The 24,469-nt window shown below is 65.0% G+C and carries 19 protein-coding genes; 10 read left to right on the top strand and 9 right to left on the bottom strand.

Annotated features, from left to right (window positions below):
- Positions 1-328 precede the first annotated feature (328 nt).
- A complete protein-coding gene (locus AC2CGW_RS12400) occupies positions 329-2,506 on the top strand; it encodes a malate synthase G (protein ID WP_186720140.1) in 2,178 nt (725 codons plus the stop codon).
- Between the two features lie 146 nt (positions 2,507-2,652).
- On the opposite strand, the gene AC2CGW_RS12395 is transcribed toward AC2CGW_RS12400, so the two are convergent.
- Positions 2,653-3,096 (bottom strand): response regulator, encoded by a 444-nt coding sequence (locus tag AC2CGW_RS12395; RefSeq protein WP_186709396.1) that lies wholly within the window; start codon positions 3,094-3,096, stop codon positions 2,653-2,655.
- Positions 3,097-3,312: 216 nt separating this feature from the next.
- On the opposite strand from AC2CGW_RS12395, the gene AC2CGW_RS12390 reads away from it, so the two are divergent.
- From AC2CGW_RS12390 to AC2CGW_RS12350, 9 genes are all read left to right on the top strand, one after another.
- Positions 3,313-5,250: a putative nucleotidyltransferase substrate binding domain-containing protein gene (locus AC2CGW_RS12390; RefSeq protein ID WP_484574100.1), complete on the top strand. Its 1,938-nt coding sequence runs from the start codon at positions 3,313-3,315 to the stop codon at positions 5,248-5,250.
- Positions 5,247-5,957 (top strand): 3'-5' exonuclease, encoded by a 711-nt coding sequence (locus AC2CGW_RS12385; protein WP_186667502.1) that lies wholly within the window; start codon positions 5,247-5,249, stop codon positions 5,955-5,957. Before AC2CGW_RS12390 ends, AC2CGW_RS12385 begins: the two co-directional genes overlap by 4 nt.
- Before the next feature lie 136 nt (positions 5,958-6,093).
- Positions 6,094-6,612 carry an RNA polymerase sigma factor gene (locus tag AC2CGW_RS12380; protein ID WP_186667501.1) on the top strand — a complete coding sequence of 173 codons (519 nt, stop codon included), beginning with the start codon at positions 6,094-6,096 and terminating at the stop codon, positions 6,610-6,612.
- Positions 6,609-7,565 carry a FecR domain-containing protein gene (locus AC2CGW_RS12375; protein ID WP_484574099.1) on the top strand — a complete coding sequence of 319 codons (957 nt, stop codon included), beginning with the start codon at positions 6,609-6,611 and terminating at the stop codon, positions 7,563-7,565. Before AC2CGW_RS12380 ends, AC2CGW_RS12375 begins: the two co-directional genes overlap by 4 nt.
- Positions 7,566-7,671: 106 nt before the next feature.
- Positions 7,672-10,077, top strand: a complete 2,406-nt coding sequence (locus AC2CGW_RS12370; protein WP_484574098.1) for a TonB-dependent siderophore receptor — start codon at positions 7,672-7,674, stop codon at positions 10,075-10,077.
- 115 nt (positions 10,078-10,192) lie between these two features.
- Positions 10,193-11,305: a PepSY-associated TM helix domain-containing protein gene (locus AC2CGW_RS12365; RefSeq protein ID WP_186667498.1), complete on the top strand. Its 1,113-nt coding sequence runs from the start codon at positions 10,193-10,195 to the stop codon at positions 11,303-11,305.
- Complete coding sequence (locus AC2CGW_RS12360; RefSeq protein ID WP_186667497.1) at positions 11,302-11,478, top strand: hypothetical protein; 177 nt, start codon at positions 11,302-11,304, stop codon at positions 11,476-11,478. The genes AC2CGW_RS12365 and AC2CGW_RS12360 overlap by 4 nt, the downstream gene beginning before the upstream one ends.
- A 72-nt stretch (positions 11,479-11,550) precedes the next feature.
- Complete coding sequence (locus tag AC2CGW_RS12355) at positions 11,551-12,426, top strand: hypothetical protein (RefSeq protein ID WP_484574097.1); 876 nt, start codon at positions 11,551-11,553, stop codon at positions 12,424-12,426.
- An 8-nt stretch (positions 12,427-12,434) separates the two neighbouring features.
- Positions 12,435-14,348, top strand: coding sequence for a dermonecrotic toxin domain-containing protein (locus AC2CGW_RS12350; RefSeq protein ID WP_484574096.1), 1,914 nt, complete (start codon positions 12,435-12,437; stop codon positions 14,346-14,348).
- Here the strand turns inward: AC2CGW_RS12350 and AC2CGW_RS12345 are convergent.
- From AC2CGW_RS12345 to glnE, 8 genes are all read right to left on the bottom strand, one after another.
- Positions 14,321-15,763 (bottom strand): lipopolysaccharide kinase InaA family protein, encoded by a 1,443-nt coding sequence (locus tag AC2CGW_RS12345; protein ID WP_484574095.1) that lies wholly within the window; start codon positions 15,761-15,763, stop codon positions 14,321-14,323. The two genes, AC2CGW_RS12350 and AC2CGW_RS12345, sit on opposite strands and share 28 nt — an antisense overlap.
- Entirely contained in the window at positions 15,763-16,515 is a 753-nt protein-coding gene (locus AC2CGW_RS12340; protein WP_186667494.1) for a lipopolysaccharide kinase InaA family protein, read from the bottom strand. Before AC2CGW_RS12340 ends, AC2CGW_RS12345 begins: the two co-directional genes overlap by 1 nt.
- Positions 16,512-17,246 (bottom strand): lipopolysaccharide kinase InaA family protein, encoded by a 735-nt coding sequence (locus AC2CGW_RS12335; RefSeq protein ID WP_186667493.1) that lies wholly within the window; start codon positions 17,244-17,246, stop codon positions 16,512-16,514. The genes AC2CGW_RS12340 and AC2CGW_RS12335 overlap by 4 nt, the downstream gene beginning before the upstream one ends.
- Entirely contained in the window at positions 17,246-18,052 is an 807-nt protein-coding gene (gene rfaP, locus AC2CGW_RS12330; protein WP_186667492.1) for a lipopolysaccharide core heptose(I) kinase RfaP, read from the bottom strand. The genes AC2CGW_RS12335 and rfaP overlap by 1 nt, the downstream gene beginning before the upstream one ends.
- On the bottom strand, positions 18,049-19,173 hold the full coding sequence (locus tag AC2CGW_RS12325) for a glycosyltransferase family 4 protein (RefSeq protein ID WP_186667491.1): 1,125 nt from the start codon (positions 19,171-19,173) through the stop codon (positions 18,049-18,051). Before AC2CGW_RS12325 ends, rfaP begins: the two co-directional genes overlap by 4 nt.
- A complete protein-coding gene (gene waaC, locus AC2CGW_RS12320; RefSeq protein WP_186667490.1) occupies positions 19,173-20,231 on the bottom strand; it encodes a lipopolysaccharide heptosyltransferase I in 1,059 nt (352 codons plus the stop codon). The genes AC2CGW_RS12325 and waaC overlap by 1 nt, the downstream gene beginning before the upstream one ends.
- A complete protein-coding gene (gene waaF, locus AC2CGW_RS12315; protein WP_186711380.1) occupies positions 20,232-21,281 on the bottom strand; it encodes a lipopolysaccharide heptosyltransferase II in 1,050 nt (349 codons plus the stop codon). It lies immediately after the preceding gene.
- A gap of 203 nt (positions 21,282-21,484) precedes the next feature.
- Positions 21,485-24,418, bottom strand: a complete 2,934-nt coding sequence (gene glnE / locus AC2CGW_RS12310) for a bifunctional [glutamate--ammonia ligase]-adenylyl-L-tyrosine phosphorylase/[glutamate--ammonia-ligase] adenylyltransferase (RefSeq protein ID WP_484574094.1) — start codon at positions 24,416-24,418, stop codon at positions 21,485-21,487.
- Positions 24,419-24,469: the final 51 nt, after the last annotated feature.

Below are 24,469 nucleotides of genomic sequence, written 5' to 3'. Positions count from 1 at the left end.
TTATCTGGAACAATCCACAGGTTTTTTGCGAACATACTGCCTTCCAGCGTGACCCGATGCGACCAATAGGTCGCACAACGACGCTTTTAGTCTGATGTTCACCCGCCTACTGCATCATGTAGTATGCGCCAGCGCGGACTACAAAACGTCGTTTGGATGTCTGCCGAGGCGCCTGTGAAAATACGCGAATCGCCCGCCAGCCCGTCTGGCAGGCTGCACCCAGCCGCGCTCGGGCTGCATGACGAGGGCATGTACTGGCCGCGTGTTTAGAGAAGCGCTACAGGCTTAATACAGAAGAGCGAAATAGCTGAGCAGAGTGAGGCAAGCAATGACTGGATACGTTCAAGTCGGTGGCCTTCAGGTCGCCAAGGTCCTGTACGACTTCGTCAACGACGAAGCCATTGCAGGGACCGGCATCGTCGCCGAGCAGTTCTGGGCCGGTGCAGAGAAGATCATCAACGACCTCGCTCCAAAGAACAAAGCCCTGCTCGCCAAGCGTGACGAGCTGCAAGCCAAGATCGATGCCTGGCACCAGGCACGCCAGGGTCAGGCCCACGACGCCGCGACCTACAAAGCATTCCTCCAGGAAATCGGCTATCTGCTGCCACAAGCCGACGATTTCCAGGCCACCACGCAAAACGTCGATGAAGAAATCGCCCACATGGCCGGCCCGCAGCTGGTGGTGCCGGTGATGAACGCACGTTTCGCCCTGAACGCCGCCAACGCCCGCTGGGGCTCGCTGTATGACGCACTGTATGGCACCGACGCCATCAGCGAAGAAGGCGGCGCCGAAAAAGGCCAGGGCTACAACAAGGTACGCGGCGACAAGGTCATCGCCTTCGCCCGCGCCTTCCTCGATGAAGCCGCGCCCCTGGCTGCCGGCTCCCACGTCGACTCCACCGGCTATCGCATCGACGCCGGCAAGCTGGTCGTCGCCCTCAAGGGCGGCAGCAACAGCGGCCTGCGCGACGACGCCCAGCTGATCGGCTTCCAGGGCGACGCCGCAGCACCGACGGCCGTGCTGCTCAAGCACAACGGCCTGCACTTCGAGATCCAGGTCGACGCCAGCACCCCGGTCGGCAGCACTGACGCCGCCGGCGTGAAAGACATCCTGATGGAGTCGGCACTGACCACCATCATGGACTGCGAAGACTCTGTCGCCGCCGTCGATGCCAACGACAAGGTCGTCGTCTACCGCAACTGGCTGGGCCTGATGAAAGGCGACCTGGCCGAAAGCGTGAGCAAGGGCGGCAAGACCTTCACCCGGACCATGAACCCCGACCGCGAGTACGCAGCGCCCAACGGCGGCAGCGTCACCCTGCACGGCCGTTCGCTGCTGTTCGTGCGTAACGTCGGTCACCTGATGACCAACCCGGCGATCCTCGATGCCCAGGGCAACGAGGTTCCCGAAGGTATCCAGGACGGCCTGTTCACCAACCTGATCGCCCTGCACAACCTCAACGGCAACACCAGCCGCAAGAACACCCGTACCGGCAGCGTGTACATCGTCAAGCCGAAGATGCACGGCCCTGAAGAAGTGGCGTTCGCCGCCGAGATCTTCAGCCGCGTCGAAGACCTGCTGGGCATGCCGCGCAACACCGTCAAGGTCGGCATCATGGACGAGGAACGCCGTACCACGGTCAACCTCAAGGCCTGCATCAAGTCGGCAGCCGAGCGCGTGGTGTTCATCAACACCGGCTTCCTCGACCGCACTGGCGATGAGATCCACACCTCGATGGAAGCCGGCGCCATGGTGCGCAAAGGCGCCATGAAGAGCGAGAAGTGGATCGGCGCGTACGAGAACAACAACGTCGACATCGGCCTGGCCACCGGCCTGCAAGGCCGTGCCCAGATCGGCAAGGGCATGTGGGCCATGCCTGACCTGATGGCGGCGATGCTCGAGCAGAAGATCGCCCACCCGCTGTCCGGCGCCAACACTGCCTGGGTCCCTTCGCCAACCGCCGCGACCCTGCACGCGCTGCACTACCACAAGGTCGACGTCCAGGCACGTCAGCGCGAGCTGGCCTCGCGTACCCCGGCCTCGGTGGACGACATCCTGACCATTCCGCTGGCGGCCAACACCAACTGGTCGGCCGACGAAATCCGCAACGAGCTGGACAACAACGCTCAGGGCATCCTCGGCTATGTCGTACGCTGGATCGACCACGGCGTGGGCTGCTCGAAGGTGCCGGACATCAACAACGTCGGGCTGATGGAAGACCGCGCCACCCTGCGCATTTCCGCCCAGTTGCTGGCCAACTGGCTGCGCCATGGCATCGTCACCCAGGCGCAGGTGCTGGAAAGCCTCAAGCGCATGGCGGCGGTGGTCGACAAGCAGAACGCGGGCGACGCCCAGTACCGCCCGATGGCGCCGAACTTCGATGACAACATCGCGTTCCAGGCCGCGGTCGAGCTGGTCGTCGAAGGTGCGAAGCAGCCGAACGGTTACACCGAGCCGGTCCTGCATCGCCGCCGTCGCGAGTTCAAGGCGCGTAACGGGCTGTAAGTTACATCTACGACGGGGGTCGCTTTGCGGCCCAATCGCGGCACAAGGCCGCTCCCACAGGCACAGTGCAAGGTTCGAAGCTTGCGCCGTACCTGTGGGAGCGGCCTTGTGCCGCGATTGGGCTGCGAAGCAGCCCTAGTCCTGCATTACTCGATCTTCAATTCTTTTTTCACCAACTCCAGCAATTTTCCCAGATCCACCGGTTTAAGCAGAAAATCCACCACCCCCAGGTGCATCACGTCCACCGCCTCTTTTACATCGGTGTCGCCCGAGACCACGATGATCGACAACGCCGCCCGGTCCGAGTCGCGAATCTGCCGAATCAGCTCCAGGCCATCCTCGGGCTCCATGCGCAGATCGGTGATCATCAGCGCGATGCGCGGTTCGTAGTGCAACTTGAACATCGCCTCCTGCGCACCATCGGCCACCATGCAGTCGATGCCACGGCTTTTCAGGTACAGGCTCAGGGCCTCGCTGTTCACCGGGTTGTCGTCCACCACCAGCACCACCGGCCTGGGCGCCACTGGCGCGCTCACCACGGCCAACGCCTCGCGCTCGGCGTCACTCAGTATTTCGTCATGCTCAGCCATGGCCATCTCGTCAAAAAAATCTCGTGCTAGGTTTAGGACCGCGAAAACCGGCGTAGCCTACCCACCTTTCGTCGGATCCTTGACAGCGACTCTCACCGATAGACTTACGTCCAATGGGCATCCACGGGCAGCCAGCCGACCATGGAGGCCGAAAACAACAAAGCCGATACCTATAGATAGATATATATAGTTCGGCGTAGCGATACGGTCAGCTTCATGAGCAAAAAGGACGCCTACACCCAGGCCGGCAGGACAGCGGTGCTGCAGAATATCCAGGGGACGCTGCAGTTTCTGCAGCGCTTCCCGCCGTTCAACCAGATGGAACAGGGCCACCTCGCCTACCTGGTGGAACAGTGCCAACTGCGTTTCTATGCCAGCGGCGAAAGCATCATCAAGCCTGCCGACGGACCCGTGGAACACTTCTACATCGTCAAGCAGGGCCGGGTGATGGGCGAGCGCCAGCATGTCACCGGCCCCGGCGTGGAAACCACTTTCGAGATCGCCAGCGGCGAATGCTTCCCCCTGGCCGCACTGCTCGGCGAACGGGCCACGCGCACCGAACACCTGGCCGGCGAAGACACCTTCTGCCTGCAATTGAACAAGGCGGCGTTCATCCGCGTGTTCTCGTTGTCCGGTGTGTTTCGCGACTTCGCCCTGCGTGGCGTCAGCAGCCTGCTCGACCAGGTCAACCAGCAGGTGCGCCAGCGCGCCGTGGAAACCCTGGGCACGCAGTATTCGCTCAATACGCCGCTGGGCGAGCTGGCCATGCGTCACCCGGTGGTGTGCACGCCCGACACGCCGCTGCGCGACGCGGTAAGGTCGATGCACGAACAACAGGTGGGGAGCATTGCCATCGTCGATGAGCAGCGCTTCCCCATCGGCATCTTCACCCTGCGCGACCTGCGCCAGGTGGTCGCCGACGCCAGCGCCGAACTCAGCGCACCGATCGACCGGCACATGACCGCCGCACCGTTCTACCTCAGCCCCCAGGCCAGCGCCTTCGATGCCGCCATGGCGATGACCGAGCGGCATATCGCGCATGTCTGCCTGGTCGACAACGGTCGCCTGTGTGGGGTGGTGTCCGAGCGCGACCTGTTCTCCCTGCAGCGGGTCGACCTGGTGCACCTGGCGCGCACCATCCGCCACGCGCCGCGCCTGGAGGTACTGGTGGCATTGCGCGGCGAGATCGGCCAACTGGTCGAGCGCATGCTCGCCCATGGCGCTTCCTCGACGCAGATCACCCAGATCATCACCCTGCTCAACGACCACACCGTGTGCCGGGTCATCGAACTGGCGCTGGCCGAACGCGGCGACCCCGGCGTGGCGTTCAGTTGGCTGTGCTTCGGCAGCGAAGGACGCCGCGAGCAGACCCTGCACACCGACCAGGACAATGGCATTCTCTTCGAGGCCCGCGACAGCGCCGAAGCCGATGCCATCCGCGCGCGCCTGCTGCCACTGGCGCAATACATCAACCACAACCTCGCCCAGTGCGGCTTCACCCTGTGCAAGGGCAATGTCATGGCCGGCAACCCCGAGCTGTGCCTGTCGCGTGCCGAATGGGCACGGCGCTTTGCCGGTTTCATCCGCGAAGCCAGCCCGGAAAACCTGCTGGGCTCAAGCATCTATTTCGACCTGCGCGTGGTCTGGGGCGACGAGCAAGGCTGCGAAGCGCTTCGCCAGGGCATCCTCGCCCAGGTTGCCGACAACCGCATCTTCCAGCGCATGATGGCTGACAACGCCCTGCGCCAGCGCCCGCCGGTCGGGCGCCTGCGCGAGTTCGTGCTGACCCGCCAGGGCAACGACAAGGCTGCCACCCTCGACCTCAAGGTCCAGGGCCTGACCCCCTTCGTCGACGGCGCCCGCCTGCTCGCCCTGGCCAACGGCATCGGTGCCAACAACACGCTGGAACGCTTGCGCCAACTGGTGGCCAAGGGCGTCATCGATGCCCTCGACGGCGCCGCCTTCGAAGAGGCCTATCACTTCATCCAGCAGACCCGCATGCAGCAGCACCAGCGCCAGAGTCGCGACAACCTGGCCTACTCCAACCGCGTCGACCCGGACAGCCTCAACCATCTGGACCGGCGCATCCTGCGTGAATCGCTGCGCCAGGCCCAGCGCCTGCAGAGCAGCCTGGCGCAGCGGTACCAGCTATGAAGCTGTTCGCCTGGCTGCGCCCCAACCCGCCCACTCTCGACGCCGACCTGCGCCAGCGCCTGGCGCTGCTGCCGCGCCCGATGCCGTCCAGCATGCAGACGCTGCGCGAGCAGCGCTGGGTGGTACTGGACCTGGAGACCAGCGGCCTCAACCTGAATCGCGACCAAGTGTTGTCGATCGGGGCCGTGGCCATCGAGGACGGCGGCATCGACCTGGGCCGCCAGTTTGAACGCACCCTGCGGCGTCCCGAGCAGAAAACCAACGCCAGTGTGCTGATCCATGGCCTGGGGCCCAGCGCCCTGGCGGCGGGTACCGACCCGGCCGAAGCCTTCGTCGAGTTGCTGGAGTTCATTGGCGACAGCCCGGTGCTGGCCTTCCACGCCCCATTCGACCAGGGCATGCTGGCCCGCGCCCTGAAGGACACCCTGGGCCATCGTCTGCAGCAGGTGTTCATCGACGTGGCGGAACTGGCGCCTATGCTCAACCCCGACACCGTGCTGCGTGAAGCAAGCCTGGACGATTGGGTGGCGCGCTTCGGCCTCGAGGTACAGGCGCGCCATCATGCCAGCGCCGACGCCCAGGTCACCGCCGAACTGGCCTTGATCCTGTTCAGCCAGGCACGACGCCAGCAACTGGACAGCCCGTTGCAACTGGAACAGCGGCTGAGGCAGTGGCGGCGGCGGGCTGTGCACAGCCATGGCCTGTAGGCAGATGGTGATCGTTTCACCGGTAAATCCGCTCCTGCTGGCATTCTGACCAGCGTCAATTGCATCCCCCCTCCCTCCTCTGCCACAATCGCGAATCATTATCGTTATATAACGCATTCTTCCCCGGGGAACGCCTTTGTCGTCTGCGCACAGCCCACATGCCGAGCTGGTCGGCAGCCTGTACCGCGACCACCGCAGCTGGCTGCTTGCCTGGCTGCAGCGCAGCACAGCCTGCCGCCAGCGCGCCGAAGACCTCAGCCAGGACACCTTCGTGCGCCTGCTCGGCCGCGAGCAACTGATCACGCCTCGCGAACCCCGGGCGTTTCTCGTCGCCGTGGCCAAGGGCCTGCTGTTCGACCATTTCCGGCGTGCCGCCCTGGAGCAGGCCTACCTTGCCGAGCTGTCGCTGCTGCCTGAAGCCGAGCAGCCTTCGCCAGAGACCCAGCACCTGATCCTCGAAGACCTCAAGGCCATCGACCGCCTGCTGTGCAAACTGTCGAGCAAGGCACGCACGGCGTTCCTGTACAACCGCCTGGACGGCATGGGCCATGCCGAGATCGCCGAGCGCCTGGGGGTGTCGGTGTCGCGGGTGCGCCAGTACATCGCCCAAGGCATGCGTCAGTGCTACGTGGCGTTGTACGGGGAGCCGACGTGAGCAATACGCCGGTCTCGGCCAAGGTCCTGGAAGCCGCCATCGCCTGGAAACTGTGCCTGGAGGGCGGCGACGGCACGGCCGATGAGCGCCACGAATTCACGCGCTGGCACGCCGCCAGCGAGGAGCATGCCCGCGCCTGGTTCCAGCTCGGCATGCTCGATCAACGCGTGGGCGCGGCTGCAGGCCCCGCCCGCCACGCCCTGCTGCAATCACGCGCCGGCCTGCGTCAGCGGGTTGGCAAACTCGGTGGCGGGCTGGTCGGAATGCTCCTGCTCGGTGGCCTGCTGGCCTGGGTCGGCGCCCCATCGCTGGCGCCCAGCTACTGGCTGGCCGATCAACGTACCGGAACCGGCGAGCTGCGCACCCTGCGCCTGGAGGACGGCACACTGCTGAGCCTGGACACCCATACCGCAGTGGACATCGACTACGCGGGCGAACAGCGGGTGATCGTGCTGCACCAGGGGGAAATCTCCGTGGAAACCGGCCACGACGATGCGCGCCCCTTGTGGGTACGCACCGACGATGGCCGACTGCGCCCACTGGGTACGCGCTTTCTGGTCAAACGCGAAACCGCCGGCACACGCCTTGAGGTGCTGCAGGCCCAGGTTGCTGCGCAACCGCGCAACACGGGTAACGAAGAGGTGCTGAACGAGGGCCAGCAAGTCTTGATGCACAGCAACGGCCTCGGCCTGGTAGGTCCAGTCAGCGCCGGTGCCGACGCCTGGACCCGCGGCATGCTGGTGGTAGACAACGTGCGCCTGGCAGACCTGGTCGCCGAGCTCGGTCGTTATCGTAGCGGGCACCTGGGGGTGTCGGATGAGGTGGCCAACCTGCGCGTGACCGGCAGCTTCCCGCTGACCGATATCGATCTGGCACTGGCCTCGCTGGTGCCGGCACTGCCGGTGAAGATCGAACAGCGGACGCCCTGGTGGGTGACGGTAAGGCCTCGCTGAATCCAGCGAAGCCGTGCAGGCAAACTTTTTTCAAATAGCCCCTGTCACTTTCCAAATCTCGCTCGGCAAGGAAGCAGTTAGCACTTATCCGTCTAGGAGCCACTGCATGTCCCGTGCTGTCGAGTCTTACCTGCGTCCCAGCCTGATGGCCCTGGCCATAGGCCTTGCCACCCCTCTGGTCAGCCCCATGCTGCTGGCTGCCGAGCAGTCCAGCGTGCGGGCATACGACCTGCCCGCCGCCGCGTTGTCCACCACGCTGAACCAGATCGCCAGCCAGGGCGGAATCGCCCTGGCCCTGGACCCGGCGTTGGTCAACGGCCGCACTTCAGCCCCGGTCACCGGCCAGTACGACGCTCTCGGCGCACTGCACGCCGCCCTGCGTGGCACCGGCCTGCAACTGCAGCAGAGCAGCGCCGGCAGCTACAGCCTGGTGGCCGCCCCGGAAGGCAGCGTAGCCCTGCCAGAAACCGCGATCAACGCCAACACTGAATACGAGAGTGCATGGGGCGCGGTCAGCGGCTATGTCGCCACCCGCACCGCCGCCGGCACCAAGACCGATACCCCCGTCGTCGAGACCCCGCGCTCGCTGTCGGTGATCACCCGCCAGCAGCTCGACGACCGCCAGGTGCTCAACCTCAACGACGCCCTGCGCTACACCGCCGGTGTGCAGAGCAGCGGCTACGGCTCCGACTCGCGCGCCGACTGGCTGCGCGTGCGCGGCTTCGACCCAACCCAGTTCCTCGATGGCCTGCCGCTGCCAAAGGGGTCGTTCGCCAACCCGAAGATCGAGCCCTGGAACCTGGAACGCATCACCGTGCTGCGCGGCCCGGCATCGTCGGTGTACGGCCAGACCCCACCCGGCGGCATGCTCGACATGGTCAGCCGCCGCCCGCAAGCCGAGAGCGCGCACCAGGTCGAAGCCCAGGTCGGCAGCAACGAGCACAAGCAGATCAACTTCGACAGCACCGGCAAGATCGACGACGGGGGCCAGTTCCTCTACCGCGTCAGTGGCACCGTGCGTGACAGCAATGCCCCGGTCGACCACATTCCGGACAAACGCTACAACATCGCCCCAAGCCTGACCTGGAATATCAACGACGACACCAAGCTGACCTTCCTGTCGCAATACACCCGCGACGATACCGGCATTACCGGGCAGTTTCTGCCACTACAGGGCACCAAGCTGTCCTCGCCAGTAGGCAAGATTTCCCACCACAAGAACCTCGGCGAGCCGGACTGGGACTTCTACGACCGCACCTACTACGCTCTGGGCTATGCGCTCGAGCACCGCTTCAACGACACCTGGCAGTTCCGCCAGAACCTGCGCTACACCAAGAGCGACCTGTCGTTCCAGGCGGTCAACGTGAACACCTTCAACAGTGTCGACGCCAACGGCAACGTCAACCGCGAGTCGGGCATCGTCAACGAAGACATCAGCCAGTTCGCCGTGGACAACAACTTCCAGGCTAACTTCCAGACCGGTGCCATCGACCACACCCTGCTGCTGGGCCTGGACCACCAGCGCTCGAACACCAACTATCAGTGGCTTTACGGCATGGGTGTGCCGCCGATCAACGTGGTGCGCCCGATATATGGCGCAGACATGTCGCAGGTCACCTACTTCGCCTTGCAGGACTTCGGTCAGAAGACCCGCCAGACCGGCCTATACGTGCAGGACCAGATGGCCTTGGACAACTGGCGCCTGACGCTCGGCGGGCGTGAGGATTGGATTCACACCGGCACCGTGTTCCACAACAGCAACGACGCCACCAGCACCGAGCGCGACAAGGCCTTCAGCGGCAACATAGGCCTGAGCTACGTATTCGACAACGGCATCACCCCATACTTCTCCTACACCGAGTCGTTCCAGCCGGCTATCGGTGCCAACGTCAGTTCCACCACCTCGTTCAAGCCTACCGAAGGACGCCAGTACGAGGTCGGGGTGAAGTTCCAGCCGGTCGGGAGTCAAACCCTGCTTACTGCGGCGGTGTACGATCTGCGCCAGAAGAACGTGAACGTCACCGAAGGCAGCATCACCCGTCAGGTCGGTCAGTTGCAGGTGCGTGGCCTGGAGCTGGAGGCGACCAGCCAGCTGACCGAGAACCTCAAGACCATCGCCTCGTACACCTACACCGATACCGAGATTCTCAAAGGTAACGACAAGGGCAACCGCATGGCGCTGATACCCCGCAACCAGGCAACCCTGTGGGCCGACTACACCTGGCACCAGGGGTTGCTGGATGGCTTCGGCATCGGCGGTGGCGTACGTTACGTGGGCGACACCTACGGCAACACCGCCAACACCGACCTGGGGCACGTGGGCTCCTACACCGTCTACGATGCGTCGGTGCACTACGACCTGGGGCGCCTGGACAACAGCATGAAAGGGCTGACCGTGGCGGTGGAAGCCAAGAACGTGTTCAACAAGGAATACCTGTCGAACTGTGATGGCTTCTGGTGCTACTACGGCGATGAGCGCAACGTAGTCGTCAGCGCCAACTACAAGTTCTGAGTGGCGCATCGCGGGGCAAGCCCGCTCCCACAGGATTGTGGTGTACCTGTAGGAGCGGGCTTGCCCCGCCATTGCGTCCTAAAAGACAGCACAAGCTGCAAAGGCTGCAACCCTGATGAAAAGCCAAACCATCCGCCGCTGGTCGGCGATCCATACCTGGACCAGCCTGATCTGCACGCTGTTCCTGCTGCTGCTCGCCCTGACCGGCCTGCCGCTGATCTTCCACCACGAACTCGAACACCTGCTCGGCGATGCCCCGGAACTGCGCGAGATGCCCGCCGACACCCCGCACCTGGACCTGCAGCAGCTGGTGCTGAAAGCCGAACAACACCGCCCCGGCGAAGTGATGCAGTACTTCGGCTATGACGAGGATGAACGCAACGGTGTGGTGGCGATCACCGCAGCCACCGCCGGCACCGAGCCCAACGCCTCGCACACCTTCATGCTCGATGCCCGCACTGGCGAAGCGGTGGCCATGCCCGCCGCCAATGGCGGCTTCATGATGTTCATGCTGCGCCTGCACGTGGACATGTTCGCCGGGCTGCCCGGCAAGCTCTTGCTGGCGGCCATGGGCGTGTTGTTCGTCGTTGCCATCGTGTCAGGCACGGTGCTCTATGCCCCGTTCATGCGGCGCCTGCAGTTCGCCACGGTCCGCACCGACAAGTCGCGACGCCTGCGCTGGCTCGACCTGCACAACCTGATCGGCGTTGTCACCCTGACCTGGGCGCTGGTGGTCGGTGTCACCGGGGTGATCAGCGCGCTGTCCGACCTGGTCATCGCGGCCTGGCGCAACGACAGCCTGGCGGCGATGGTCGCGCCTTACCGCGATGCCCCGCCGCTCATCGAGCGCGCGCCTGCCACGCAGTTGCTGCAGATCGCCGAACAGGCCGCACCAGGCATGCGTGCGGACTTCATCGCTTTTCCCGGTACACGCTTCTCCAGCGAGCACCACTACGCGGTGTTCATGAAAGGCGCGACACACCTGACCTCGCACCTGCTGACCCCGGTGCTGATCGATGCCCGTACCCTGGAGGTCACCGCAGTCGGCGATCGCCCCTGGTACATGGACGCCATGGGCCTGTCACAGCCGCTGCACTTCGGCGACTATGGCGGCCGGCCGATGCAGATCCTCTGGGCGGCACTGGATGTGCTGACCATCGTAGTCCTGCTCAGCGGCCTGTACCTGTGGTGGGGCAAGCAGCGCAAGCCACGCGAGGTGCGGACATGAGCCACCGCTCGCAAAGCACTCGGCGGATCTTCGCCTGGCCGACCGCCATCGCCCTCCTGAGTGCTGCAGGGCTGTTCGCGGCCTTGCTCGGTGATGGCGCCTGGGACGTGCTGTCCTGGATGGGGCTGGGCCTACCGGCGCTCCTTGCGGTGCGTGGCCTGTCGCGACGATGAGGTAATCGGCTAACGCGTCCACCGCGGGCAGGCACGCCAAGCTGATCGCTCCATCACTGCGGAGCGCAGCCCATGAGCCTGCAACATTTCCAAGCCTTCGACCAACAACTGAGCAGCCTGCTCACCTCGCCGCCCAGGCCTGATACCTCACAGCCCTGGCTCAAGGCGCGCCAGCGGTATTTCGCTGACCTCGCCGAGTACTGGCTCGACAAGGGCGCCAGCACCGAAAGCCGCAAGGCACGGCTGATCACCTTGTTGCGCGAACAACTACTTGCACAGATCACCCTGCGCGTCGACGACCACACCCTCGGCTCGAACCACGCCGATTTGCTCAGAACCAGCATAGAGCTGCCGCTGCCCGGACAACGCCAGCATCTGCCCCACGCCGAACGCCCGCAGGTGTACCGCCCACTGCTGGACATCGGTACCCCTCACTGGCGCGAGTTCCTGCCCGGCGTCTTCGTGATTGTCGAAGGCGGCCCCGAGGGCAGCTCGCCCGACCCTGACCACCCCAGTGACTACGCCGTGCTGTGCAGTCTTTCCCACGGCATCGAGGCGTTCGACGATCTGGCAGAGCTGCACACCGAGCTGTGCGAACGCCTGGACGACCTGCAGCAGAGCAGACCATTGCTGCAGTTGATGGCCAGCGATGACCAGCGGGAGCTTGCGCGCAATGCCGAACGCCTGCGTTACGAGTGGTTCAACGACGATCCGCTGCAGTTGCAGGCCCAAGCCCTGATTGATGGCCAACATGCACGCCTGACCCAGGCTTGGGAAAGCGCTGCCCAGGCATCGTCACTCGACTGGCCAACCCTGGCCACCCAACTGGACACAGCCGCCGACCTGCTGCCCCTGGCCGACAGCCGGTCGGCCCTGCAGACGCGCTATGCCTGCTGCTGGAGAGAAACAGCCCCGCCTGGCTCAAGAACACGTCGGCACAAGGCCTGACCCACATCATGCAGACCATGCAGGAGCTGGTGATCGCCATCGACAAGGCCGCCGCGCCAGGCATTCTCAGTCACGATCAGTTCCTCGACCGTGAAGGCCTGCGCACCTGGACCTGCGAGCAACTGCGCACAGCCCTGCGCCAGCAGTATCAATTCGATGTCGATCCGCTTGAGCTCCGTGTCAGCGTGACAATGGCACGCCAGACCGGGCCCGTCCTCCATCCCGGCCTCGCCACCGGCTACATCCCCGCCGCCAGCCGCCCGCAGGTTGGCGACACCGTCGAACTGGTTTCGCAGACTTACCGACTCGATCAGTTGGCCATGCTCAATATCGCCTGGTTCGACATCGACTATTGGCTGACAGCACGGGTACACCGCGCGGACGGCAGCCCCGTGACACAGATCACTGCGGCGCAGATCAAGCAGATGGTTCGCGCCCTGGACGTTGGCGAGAGCTACAGCCGCTACCTGCGCACGCACCTGCTGGAATCACCGACGGCCAAATGGCGACAGGACAGCTACGCCGCTATCAGCACAGCACGCATGCGCGCCGAGGCGGCCAAGGCGCGATACGCCGGCCACTACCTCGAAGATGCCTTCGAGCGCGGCTATAGGTGGACGAGCACCGTGCTCGACCATCCCGACAGCAGGCAGCGCGCGGCGCTGAAAACCACGCGCCTGAGCGTACGACAACTGCTGATCGGGGGTCATACGGTGCAAGGGGTCATGCTCGTCACCCCCGAGAACGTCGGCATGCTGCGCTTTCTGGTCTATACGCCAGATGCCCCGGATCGACGCGCCTGGCGCGAATATCGCAACGCCCGGCACATGCTGCGCACGCTACGCGAGAAGCCAGCCCTGCGTGCCTATGTCAAAGAGCGCATGCCGTTGGCCAACCCGGATGAGATCGAGCGCTGGCTGTCCAAGGGCGGTTTGGGCTCACGGGTCAGCCGCCCGGAAATCACCGGCGACTTTCAGCACGCCCGCTATCAGGCCGAAGTCCATGCAGCCCTCGCAGCGGTGGACGCGGCCACCAACACCAAGCTGGAGTTACTGGGCGATTTCAGCCTGCATGTGCTGTGGATCATCCTCGACCTGCTCAGCCTGGTTCTGCCTAACCGTGCCCTGTCACCGCTGTCGTTCGCCCGTGCTGCGATCTCGGTAATCGACACCCACAAGGCGCGCGTCGAAGGTGATCGCATCGGCATGCTGCGCTCGCTGGTCGATGCCTTTACTCACACCAGTGATGGCATCAACAGCATCGCAGGCTCAACCGTGGTGCGCCGGGCAATTCGAGCCATGCCGCCGACACCGCCGCTGTCGCTGCCTCCGAGCATGGCCAGCGCGGTCAATACCAGCAAGCTGCGCTACCGGGTCGACGGCATCCACAAGGAGGGCATCTATGAGCAGCCTTCACCCTATCCCGGATTGAGCTTCTACTTCATCAAGGACAGCACGGGCCAGAGTTACCAGGTCGCGTTCGATGGTTACCGCTGGCGGGTGGTCGATCCGCGCAAGCCGGACACCTACACCAAGGTGCCGGTCAAGCGTCGCAAGGATGGCGAATGGGTCGTGGACTCCCCCGTCCTGTGGTACGACGGCCTGCCAGACCTGAAGGCGATGTTCGACACCTGTCGCCTCGCCGAGGTGCCTGCAGGGAGCAAGCGGGAGGATACCGACGCGCTGTACGAGAGCGAGCAAGGGCTTTACCTGCTTGCAGGTGGCCATGCCCTGCCGCTGCGCGCGCATCTGCTGAAGCATTACTACCACTTGCTGCTCGCCGAGCAAAACCGCGAAAGCCCCACCTCGACCATCCTGCGCTGGCAGGACGGCCAATGGCGCCTTCGCGTGCGCCAGGCCGGTCGCAGCAGCGAATGGCTGCCGCTACCGCAGGCTTATTCGGTGAGCCGCGGCAGCAACTGATCGAGGCGCTGGTGCAAGGCACTGCTGCTCGGCCAGTTGCGCAGCAAACGCGCACGATCACGTGCGTAGGCGGGAGCGAAGCTGAGCTGGGTGGCGTGCTGGGTCATGGCATCAAGGTCGATCAAGGCCCACTGGCCGTCCTGCCAGAACAGGTTGTGCCCCTTGAAGTCACCATGGCTGATGCGCTCGGCAATCAGCTGCTGCATCAGCCTGACCAGCGCCTGCACCTGTGCCTCCGGCACTTCGCCACTCTCGACATGGGGCGCGAAGCATGCGGTCAGATCCGGGCCGTCGATGTATTCGGTCACCAGGTAGGCGGTGCTGCGCAGCCCCATCACCCGTTGCTCCAGCACCGCCAGCGGGCGTGGCGTGGCGATGTCGAGAAACGCCAGGCGATGGCCTTCGATCCACGAATGCCAGGCGCGGCTCGGGCGCCAGAAACGCTTGAACCAGTGGGCAGTGTTCTTGATGTTGTAGCGCTTGAGCACCAGCGTGCGACCACCGGCCTCGATACGTGCGACGCTGGCGGCGCCGCCGGTCTTGTACAGGTGGCCCTGCTCGATCAGCGTGTCGGCCTGCTCCAGCACCGGCAACAGGGCAGACACCTCCTCGCGCCGAATCGCCCGCAAGCCTGAGAGGCTGCGCTCGACGCTGAACAACGTGCAGTCGCGCCCGGCTTTGTCCAGGTAGTCTTTCAAGCGCCAGCTGCGCACCTTGTCGACCTGCTTCTGCAAGGCTTCGAGCGGCAGTGCATGCTCGCCATTGGCCAGCAGGTAATGCACCAGTGCCTCTTCGATGAAGGGTTCCAGGCGCTTGGGCAACTGGGCGAACAACACCCCGAGGTTTTCCAGCACGCGCTGGCGCGACAACTGCTGGCCCGGCGTTTCGGCCTTGATGCCGGCACCGTCGATAAGGTAGAGCTTGCCCTTGTGACGCAGCAGGTTGTCCAGGTGCAGGTCTTCCTGCCACAGGCCCTTGGCGTGCATCTGCGCCACCGCGGTCAGTGCCTCGCCGAGCACACCATGCTGCTCATCCGCCAGCATCGGCAGATGCTCGACCCTGGCCCAGGCATCGCCCAGGTTCTCGGCGTTCTCAAGGAACTCGAACAGCAGCCAGCCACCCTCGCCATCCTTCAGGCCATCGGCCAGCAGGCGGGGTGTGGTCAACCCCTGTGCAGCCATCAAGCGCACACCCTCCAGCTCACGCTGGAAATGACGGGCGGCGCTGCTGCCGACCAGCAGTTTGGCCAGCACCGGCGTGCCACGCCAGATACCGGCACCGACATAGCGCTGCCCCGGCAGCACGCGCAGCAGGCTGAGCAACTGCAGCTCGGCACTGCCGGCAGCATCTTCGAGCGTCACATTCAGCGGCAGGCTCGGGCCGCGCCCGGCGTCCTTCAGTTCAGACAAACGCATCAGCGGGCCTCTTTTTCACGACGGCGTTGCGTCAGGCGTTGCAGCCAGGTGCCGACCAGCGCGCTGTCGGCCGGCTGCGCCAGGTAGGCGGCGAGCAGGCTGCGCACGTCTGCCTCGCTCCAGGCACGGGCGCGACGCAGCAAGGGCTCGAGGTCCTTGAGGCGGTCACGCATGCCAAACAGCAGTGGCCGCGTCTTTTCCAGGTCGATCAGCTGGGCCTGCCAGCCATCGCGGCGTTCACGCAGGAAAATATGCTTGGGATAGAAACAGCCATGCACCTGGCCGGCGCCGTGCAGGGTACGCGCCAGCTCGCCACAGGCCGCGAGAATGCCCTGGCGCTGCTGTTCGGGCAGTTGCGGCCATTGGCCGAGGAAGCTCTCCAGATCACTCCACTCGTCGAGCGCGCGGGTCATCAGGATCGCCCGGTGCTTGCCGCCCTGCTTGCGCTCGCCATAGAACACCGCCTGCAACGCCGGGATGTTGAGCTTTTCGTAGCGGCTTATATTGCGGAACTCGCGGGCGAAGGTAGGCTCGCCGAACGGCCGATGCAGGGTACGCGTGAGGTAGTCGCTCTGGCGCTTGAGGTAGTAGCCCTTGCCCTCGAGCTCCAGGCGGAACACGCTGCTCCAGCCGCCGCGCCCGGTGTTGGGTTCGTCAACGGCGTCCAGTTGCAGCGCCCACAGCGCCTCGAAGTCGTTCAGGCCATGGCGTTGCAGCAGCGCCTGATCGACGCTGGCCAGGTAATCGGTCATTCCCTTCCCTCGAAGAAGCTCACCACCTGGCGAATCCGTCGCTTGTCACGGGCATTGAGCCGCGCGTGCCCGCGATATTGCAGGTAGAAGCGCAGGCGCTGGGTGGCCGAGAGGTGATATTTGGCGACCTTGTCCAGGCACGCCAGGTCCTTGATAAGCCGGTGGCGGAGCATGAAGCCGCGCCAGAAATCGCCCGTCGGGCAATCGATGAAGAACAGCGTCGCCTGATCATCCACCAGCAGGTTGCGCCACTTCAGGTCGTTGTGGGCGAAGTGGTGATCGTGCATGACCCGGGTATGGCGCGCCAGCTGACGACTGACATGCTCGACCCAGGCGCGGTCGGCCAGACGCGGATCGTTGCGCTCGGCCAGCGCCGAAAGGTCTTCGGTGCGCGGCAGCTCGCGGGTGATCATCGCCCCGCGGCCGAACGACAGGCCATTGCGCTCCAGCCCCCAGGCCACCACTTCGGCGGTAGGGATGCCCCACTTGGCGAACTGCTTGAGGTTCTGCCATTCGGCCTTGATCCGGGGGCGCCCGAGGAAGCGACGCATGTGCTTGCCGGCACCGGTGTAGCGTTTGACGTAGTAGTTGATCCCATCGCGCTCGATGCGGATGACTTCGCTGAGCGGGTCACGGGTCAGGCGTTCGCCGTCAAGGGCGAACACCGCGTCGATACTGCCGAAATCCGCCGCCAGGTGTTCGTAGCCTGGCGCCAGTGTCCAACCCGCCATCAGAGCGCATCCCCATAGCGTTGCTTGCGATCGTAGAGTTTCTGCGCCTTGCGTTCGAGCCAGGCGAGCAGTGCGGCTTCCTCGCCGAGCACCTGGCGCAGCGGGCGCTGGAAATAGCCCTTGAGGAAGCGCAACTTGTCGCGGCGCGTCAGGCCGATGTCCAGGGCCGAGAAGTACAAGGCGGCCAGGTCCTTGTCGCGCCAGCGACGGGTGATTTTCGCCCGAGTCTGTGCGCGGTGCAGGTCGATCACCGACAGTTTGAAGTCTTCCGGCGTCACTGGCCGGTCGGTGTGCAGCAGGAAGTGGCAGATGTAGCAGTCACGGTGGTTGACGCCTGCACGGTGCATGCCGCCGACCATCTTCGCTACCTCGGCGATCAGCGCACGCTTGAGGCGCGGCTCGGGAGGCTGCCTGAGCCAGTCGATGCTGAAGTCTTCCAGGCTGACGGTAGGTGCCAGCTCCTCGGTGACGATGAACGAATGCTGGGCCGCCGGGTTGCTGCCCCGCTCGCCATAGGCGACGGCGGTCATGGTCGGCACGCCGACCTCCTGCAGGCGCTGGATCGCCAGCCATTCCTGGCCGGCACCGAGCACCGGCAGCTTGGCGCTGAACAGGTTCTTGAAGATCTCGCCCCAGCCAATGCCACGGTGAATCTTGACGAAATAGCCCTCGCCCTCGACTTCGGTGCGCAGGGTTCGGCGCCCTTCGAGCTCGCGGTATACCTCGCCCTGCAAGGCTTCGACGGCGTCGAAGGGGTCGCGCCCTGCCCACAGGCGCTTGAAGGGTTCGGCCAGCATCAGCTTCATGCGTGCTCCTGGCCGAGGATCACGTCGGCGGCGTGCTGCGGCATGCTGTAGAGATCGGCGCTGTCGGCAAAGGCCAGGCCGTTGCGCGCCCAGTCGGCGCGGGCCTGCGGGTCTTCGAGCATGCGCTGCAGGTAGGCGTTGAGCTGCTCTTGCTCGAACGGCTCGTCAAGCACCAGGCCGCTGTCGGCCTCGGCGATGTAATGGGCATAGCCGCAGACCTTGGATACCAGCACCGGCAAACCGGCGACCAGCGCTTCGAGCAGCACGGTGCCGGTATTTTCGTTGTAGGCCGGGTGGATCAGCAGGTCGGCGCCGAGCAGGAAGCGCGGGATATCGCTGCGCCCCTTGAGGAACTGCACCTGGTCACCCAGGCCGAGCGTGGCGCTCTGCAACTGGAACACCTTCGGGTCGTCCTGGCCGATGACCATCAGCCGGGTGCGCTTGCGCAGGCTCGACGGCAGTGCGGCCAGGGCCTTGAGGCTGCGATCGACGCCCTTGGTCTTGAACCCCGAGCCGATCTGCACCAGCAGCAGGTCGTCGTCACCCAACGCGAACTCCTGGCGAAACGCTGCGCGGATCTCGGCGGCATTGGAGGGTGCCCGGCGATCGTGAGAGATGCCCGGCGGCAGCAGGTGGAAACGCTCCACAGGGGTGTCGTAGTGCTTGATGAACAGCGGTTGCTGCACTTGCGAGATCATCAGGATCTCGGTGGCAGCATCCTTGGCGAACACGGCACGCTCGTATTCGGCGAAATGCCGGTAGCGGCCCCAGCGACGATACAGGCCGCCGCGCAGGGTCTGGGCCTTGTCTTCGAAGCAGCCGTCGGCGGCGTAGTAGACATCCAGCCCTGGCATCTTGTTGAAGCCGATCAGGCGATCGACCGGGCGCTTGGCCAGGTCGGCGGCCATCCAGGCGCTGAGTTTCTCGTTGCGGCGGTGGTTGAACAGCGCCTTGACCGGCGCCACCAGCACTTCGAAGCCCGGGGGGATATCACCTTCCCAGATGAGTGTGTAGACGCGGATCTGATGCCCGCGCTTCTGACACTCGAGGGCGATGCGCATGAAATCGCGCTGCAGCCCGCCGAAGGGGAAGTATTTGTAAAGCACGAAAGCCAGTTGCATCAACGAACATCCTCAGCCAGCAGCAGCGCGCTCAAGCGGCCCGCCACATGCTCGGGATTCAGGCGAGTGAAGCACAGCGGCCACTCGCGTTTGAGATCGAACCGGCGCAGGTCCTCGGCGCTCGGTTTGTAGGTGCACTTCTTCTGCAGGCACGGCGCGCAGGGGAAGTTGCTGGCCTGGTGGATCTGGGCGCGTCCGTAGGCACCGGTCAGACCAGGATTGGTGGGGCCGAACAGCGAGATGGTCGGCACGTCCAGCGCGGCGGCCAGGTGGCCGAGGCCGGTGTCCACCGCCACGCAGGCCTTGGCCGCGGCGAGTATGCGCGCGACCCCTGCGAGGTTCAATTTGGGGAGTACCTGGCAATTTTCCAAGCCTTGGGCGATGCGTTCGGCACGGGCCTTCTCCGCAGGATTGCCCCAGGGCAGCACGACTTTCATCTTGCGCCGCCCCATGCGCTCGGCCAGCTCGCGCCAGTAGGCTTCCGGCCAGTGCTTGGTGGCCCAGGTGGTGCCATGCAGGAACACCACGTAGGGGGCGGTCGGAGGCAGTTGCAGGCGGTTCAGGTCGAGGCCGTACTGGCCGATGCCTTCAGGCAGATCGTAGGCCAGGGACAAGGCGAACAGCTGGCGTACCCGCTCCACCGCATGCTGGCCGACGGCTACCGACAGCCGCCGGTCGTAGAAGCGGCTGGCCCAGCCTTCGCGCGCCGAATAGCGGTCGAGCCCGGCCACCGGTGCCTTGACGTAACGGGTCAACCAGGCCGACTTGACCAGCCCCTGGGCATCGATCACCAGGTCGTACTTGCGCTCGCGCAGGCGTTGCTTGAAGGCCTTCCACTCGCCGCTCTTGAGCGTTTGCCAGATATTCTTGCGCCAGCGCCGGATCGCCACCGGGATCACCTGGTCGACCGCCGGATGCCAGCTCGGGATCTCGGCGAACCCCTCTTCCACCACCCAGTCGAAGCGGATGCCGGGGATGGCGTGAGCGGCATCGGTGAGCGCCGGCAGGGTGTGGATCACATCGCCCAGCGACGAGGTCTTGATGATCAGTACCCGCACTTAGTCGACCTCGGCCACGCTATCGATCAGGTTCGGACCACCCAGGCTGTGCAAGGCGGCGATGACTTTTTCAGGCTCGAGCAGACGCAGGCAGTTGTAGTGGCCGAAGCGGCAGGTGCGTTCGAAGCACGGGCTGCACTCGATGCCGGTGCGCACCACCTCGACCTGGTCGGCCAGCGGCGGAGTGAAGCCCGGCGAGGTCGAACCGTAGACGGCCACCAGCGGACGGTTGAGCGCCGCCGCCACATGCATCAGGCCGGAGTCGTTGGACACCACCGCATCGGCGCAGGACATCAGGTCGATGGCTTCGGCCAGCGAGGTCTCGCCGGCCAGGTTGCTGGACTCTTCACGGAACCCCGGAATCAGCCGGTCGCGGATCTGCTCGCCGACCGGATGATCGTTCTTCGAGCCGAACAGCCACACTTGCCAGCCCTGACGAATCATCGCGTCGGCAACGGCGGCGTAGTGCTCCGCCGGCCAGCGCTTGGCCTCGCCGAACTCGGCACCTGGGCACAGCGCCAGCACCGGGCGGTCCAGCTCCAGGCCGAACTTGGCCAGGGCGGCCTCGCGGCTCTGGTCTTCGATGCGCAGGCTCGGGCGGGGATAGGGTTGTGGCAGAGGCGCGCCCGGCTCATAGGCCAGGGCCATGAAGCGCTCGATCATCAGCGGGTAGCGCGCCTTGTCGAGCTTGCGCACGTCGTTGAGCAGCAGGTAGCGCATCTCGCCACGCCAGCCGGTACGCTGGGGGATGCCGGCGAAGTAAGGCACCAGTGCCGACTTGAGCGAGTTGGGCAACAGGATCGCCTGGTCGTACTGGCCGGCCAGTGATTTGCCGATGCGCCGACGCGTGGCCAGCTCCAGGGCACCGTGGCCGAGCGGGAAGCTCAAGGCCTGGCGCACCTCGGGCATGCGCTCGAGGATCGGCCGGCTCCACTCGGGGGCCAGCACGTCGATCACGCAGTCGGGGTGACGCTGTTTCAGGCACTGGAACAGGGTCTGCGCCATCACCATGTCGCCGACCCAGCTGGGTCCAATGATCAGTATTCTCATGCTTTATCCAGAAACATTCGGGGAGGCTGCAGGCTGCTCTACAACCTGGCCTCCCCTCTTTATATTCAGGCTATGTGGCGGACAGTGTACCACTGACATGCCTCGTTCGCGGGCAAGCCCGCTCCTACAGGCCCCCACAGATCTTGAGTGCTGTGGTGTACCTGCAGGAGCGGGCTTGCCCGCGAACGAAGCCAGCGCGGTAATCAGCTCAAACCCAGCTCACCCCAGATTCGCCGCACCTCGCGGCGCTCATCGACAAGCTGCCCGGCATCGATCACCCCGGCTTGCTTCTGCAATGCCTGGCGGTGCGAGGCGGAGCGGAAGGTCTTGTACACCTCGCGCAACAAAATCGCGTCCTCGGCGGGCATCAATCCGGCCTGCTCCAGCTCTTCGAGGATGCGAATGTTATCGGTCCAGCGCAGCAGGGCCGGATGATCGTGGGACCAGGCCAAACCGGCGTATTGCACCATAAATTCGATATCCACGATACCACCGGCATCCTGCTTGACATCGAACGGCTGGCCGGGCTCGAAGGCGTTGTCGGCGGTACCGGCGACGGTACTCTTGCTGCCCAGGCTGGCGCGCATCTTGGCGCGCATCTCGCTCACTTCCTGACGCAGCGCATCGAGATCGCGGGCCTTGCCCAGCACGCCGGCACGCACCGTTTCGAAGGCACTGCCGACCTGCTTGCAGCCCACCAGCACACGGGCCCGCACCAGGGCCTGGTGCTCCCAGGTCCAGGCCTCGTTCTGTTGGTAGCGCTCGAAGGCCCCGAGCGAGCTGACCAGCAGCCCCGACGCACCGGAGGGACGCAGGCGCATGTCCACATCATAGAGCTGGCCGGAGTTGGTCTGGGTGGTCAGCAGGTGAATGATGCGCTGGCCCAGACGGGTGAAGAACTGCGCGCCGTCGATGGGCTTGGCGCCATCGGTCTCGGCGTTCGGATCGCCGTCGTGGATGAACACCAGGTCCAGGTCCGAGCCATGCCCCAGCTCGATGCCACCGACCTTGCCGTAGCCGACGATGATGAAACTTGGGTCGCACAGGCTTCCATCACTGCGCTTGGGCTGGCCATGACGGGCCACGGTCTGACGCCAGGCCAACGCCAACACCTGGTCGAGAATGGCCTCGGCCAGCCAGGTCAGATAGTCGCTGACCTTCATCAAGGGCAGGTTGCCGCTGATTTCGGACGCCGCCACACGCAGGCTGTGCGCCAGCTTGAAGTGGCGCAGGGCCTCCATCTGCTGTTCCAGGTCGTCCTCGGGGATGCGCGTCAGCCGCTCGCGCAGCTCCGACGCCAGTTCCGGCGCCAGCGGCGGGCTGAACAGGCGGCCTTCGTTGAGCAGTTCATCGAGCAGCAGCGGGAAACGCGTGATCTGCTCGGCGATCCACGGGCTGGCGGCACACAGAGTCAGCAGACGACGCAGGGCTCCAGGGTTTTCGGTCAGCAACACCAGATAGGCCGAACGCCGCGCGACCGCCTCCACCAGCGGCAGTACCCGCTCCAGCACCAGGTCGGGGTTGTCGTGCTCGACGGTCTGCGCCAGCAGGCGCGGAATGAAAGCATCCAGGCGTTCCCGGCCAATGCGCTGCATCGAGCGCAGCGACGGGCTGGCACGCAAGGCGGCCAAGCGCCGCAGGGCCTCGCCCGACTGCTTGAACCCGGCCTCTTCCAGTTGGCGGCCAGCGGCCTCCTCGTCCTGCGCCTGCTCCCACAGCGGCGACCATTCGCCGCCCACCACCAGCTCGCCCTCGGCTTCCTCTTCGTCCGGGTCGGCGATCACCTGGCGGAAGTGCCAGTCGACCCGACCACGCCACTGCATCAGTTGGTCATGGAACGCCTGCCAGTCGGCAAAGCCAAGGATGTAGGCGACCCGTTCACGATCGAGCTCGGCATCGGGCAGCATCTGGGTCTGGCGGTCGGCGATGGCCTGGATCGCATGTTCGGTGTAGCGCAGGAACTCATACCCCTCGCGCAGCTCGGCCACCACTGCCGGCGGCAGGTAGCCCTGCCCTTCAAGCGTGGCCAGCACCTTGAGCAGCGGACGTTGCTGCAAGCTCAGGTCGCGCCCGCCGTGGATCAGCTGGAACGCCTGGGCGATGAACTCGACCTCGCGAATGCCCCCGGCGCCGAGCTTGATGTTCTCGGCCATGCCCTTGCGCCGCACTTCCTGCTGGATCAGCTGCTTCATGGTGCGCAGCGCCTCGATGGCGGAGAAATCCAGGTAGCGCCGGTAGACGAACGGTCGCAGCATCTCCTGCAATTGCGCCCCGGCCACCTGGTCACCCGCCACCACGCGGGCCTTGATCATGGCGTAGCGTTCCCAGTCACGCCCCTGGTCCTGGTAGTACTGCTCCAGGGCATTGAACGAGAGCACCAGTGCGCCCGCCGAGCCATAGGGGCGCAGGCGCATGTCGACGCGGAACACGAAACCGTCGACGGTGACCGGGTCCAGCGCCTTGATCAGGCGCTGGCCCAGGCGGGTGAAGAATTCCTGGTTATCCAGCGAGCGCTTGACCCCTTCGGTTTCGCCGCCTTCGGGAAAGGCGAAGATCAGGTCGATGTCCGACGACAGGTTGAGCTCCACCGCGCCCAGCTTGCCCATGCCCAGCACCACCATGTGCTGCGCCAGGCCGCTGCGGTTGCCGATCGGCGTGCCGAACTGCTGGCAATGGCGCGGGTACAGCCATTGGTAGGCTTCGTCGATCGAGGCGTCGGCAAGCTCGGACAGGTCGCGGCAGGTCTCGCCCAGTTCGGCCTGGCGGGTGATATCGCGCCAGATGATCCGCACCTGCTGACGGTTGCGCGCGCGGCGCAGGTTGCGCGCAAGTTCGTCTTCGCTCTGCGCAGCGTCGGCGGCGGCTTTTATATGGGCACGCAGTTGGCCGGGAGCATAGGTGCGGTCCATTTCACCGCTGGCGAGCAGCTCGAACAGCGTCGCCGGTTCGCGCTGCGCCTGCTCGAGGACGAAATCGCTGGCAGCAGCCACCTGATCGAACTGCAGGCGATGCGCCGGGCTCCAACTGTCTGGATCAAGATCCGGATGCGCCGCCAGCGCCTCCTGCAGGAATTGTCGGTTACGGGCGACCAGCGGTTGCAGGGCGCCAGGCAGATCGAGCGGCAAAGGCAGGCGCATGGTCTATCCTTGATCGGCGTGAATGAGAGAGGTGGGTGCAGGCGAAAGAGG

The organism is Pseudomonas sp. SYWMCR5 (assembly GCF_057197165.1).
This window is presented reverse-complemented; position numbering and strand designations above follow the sequence as displayed.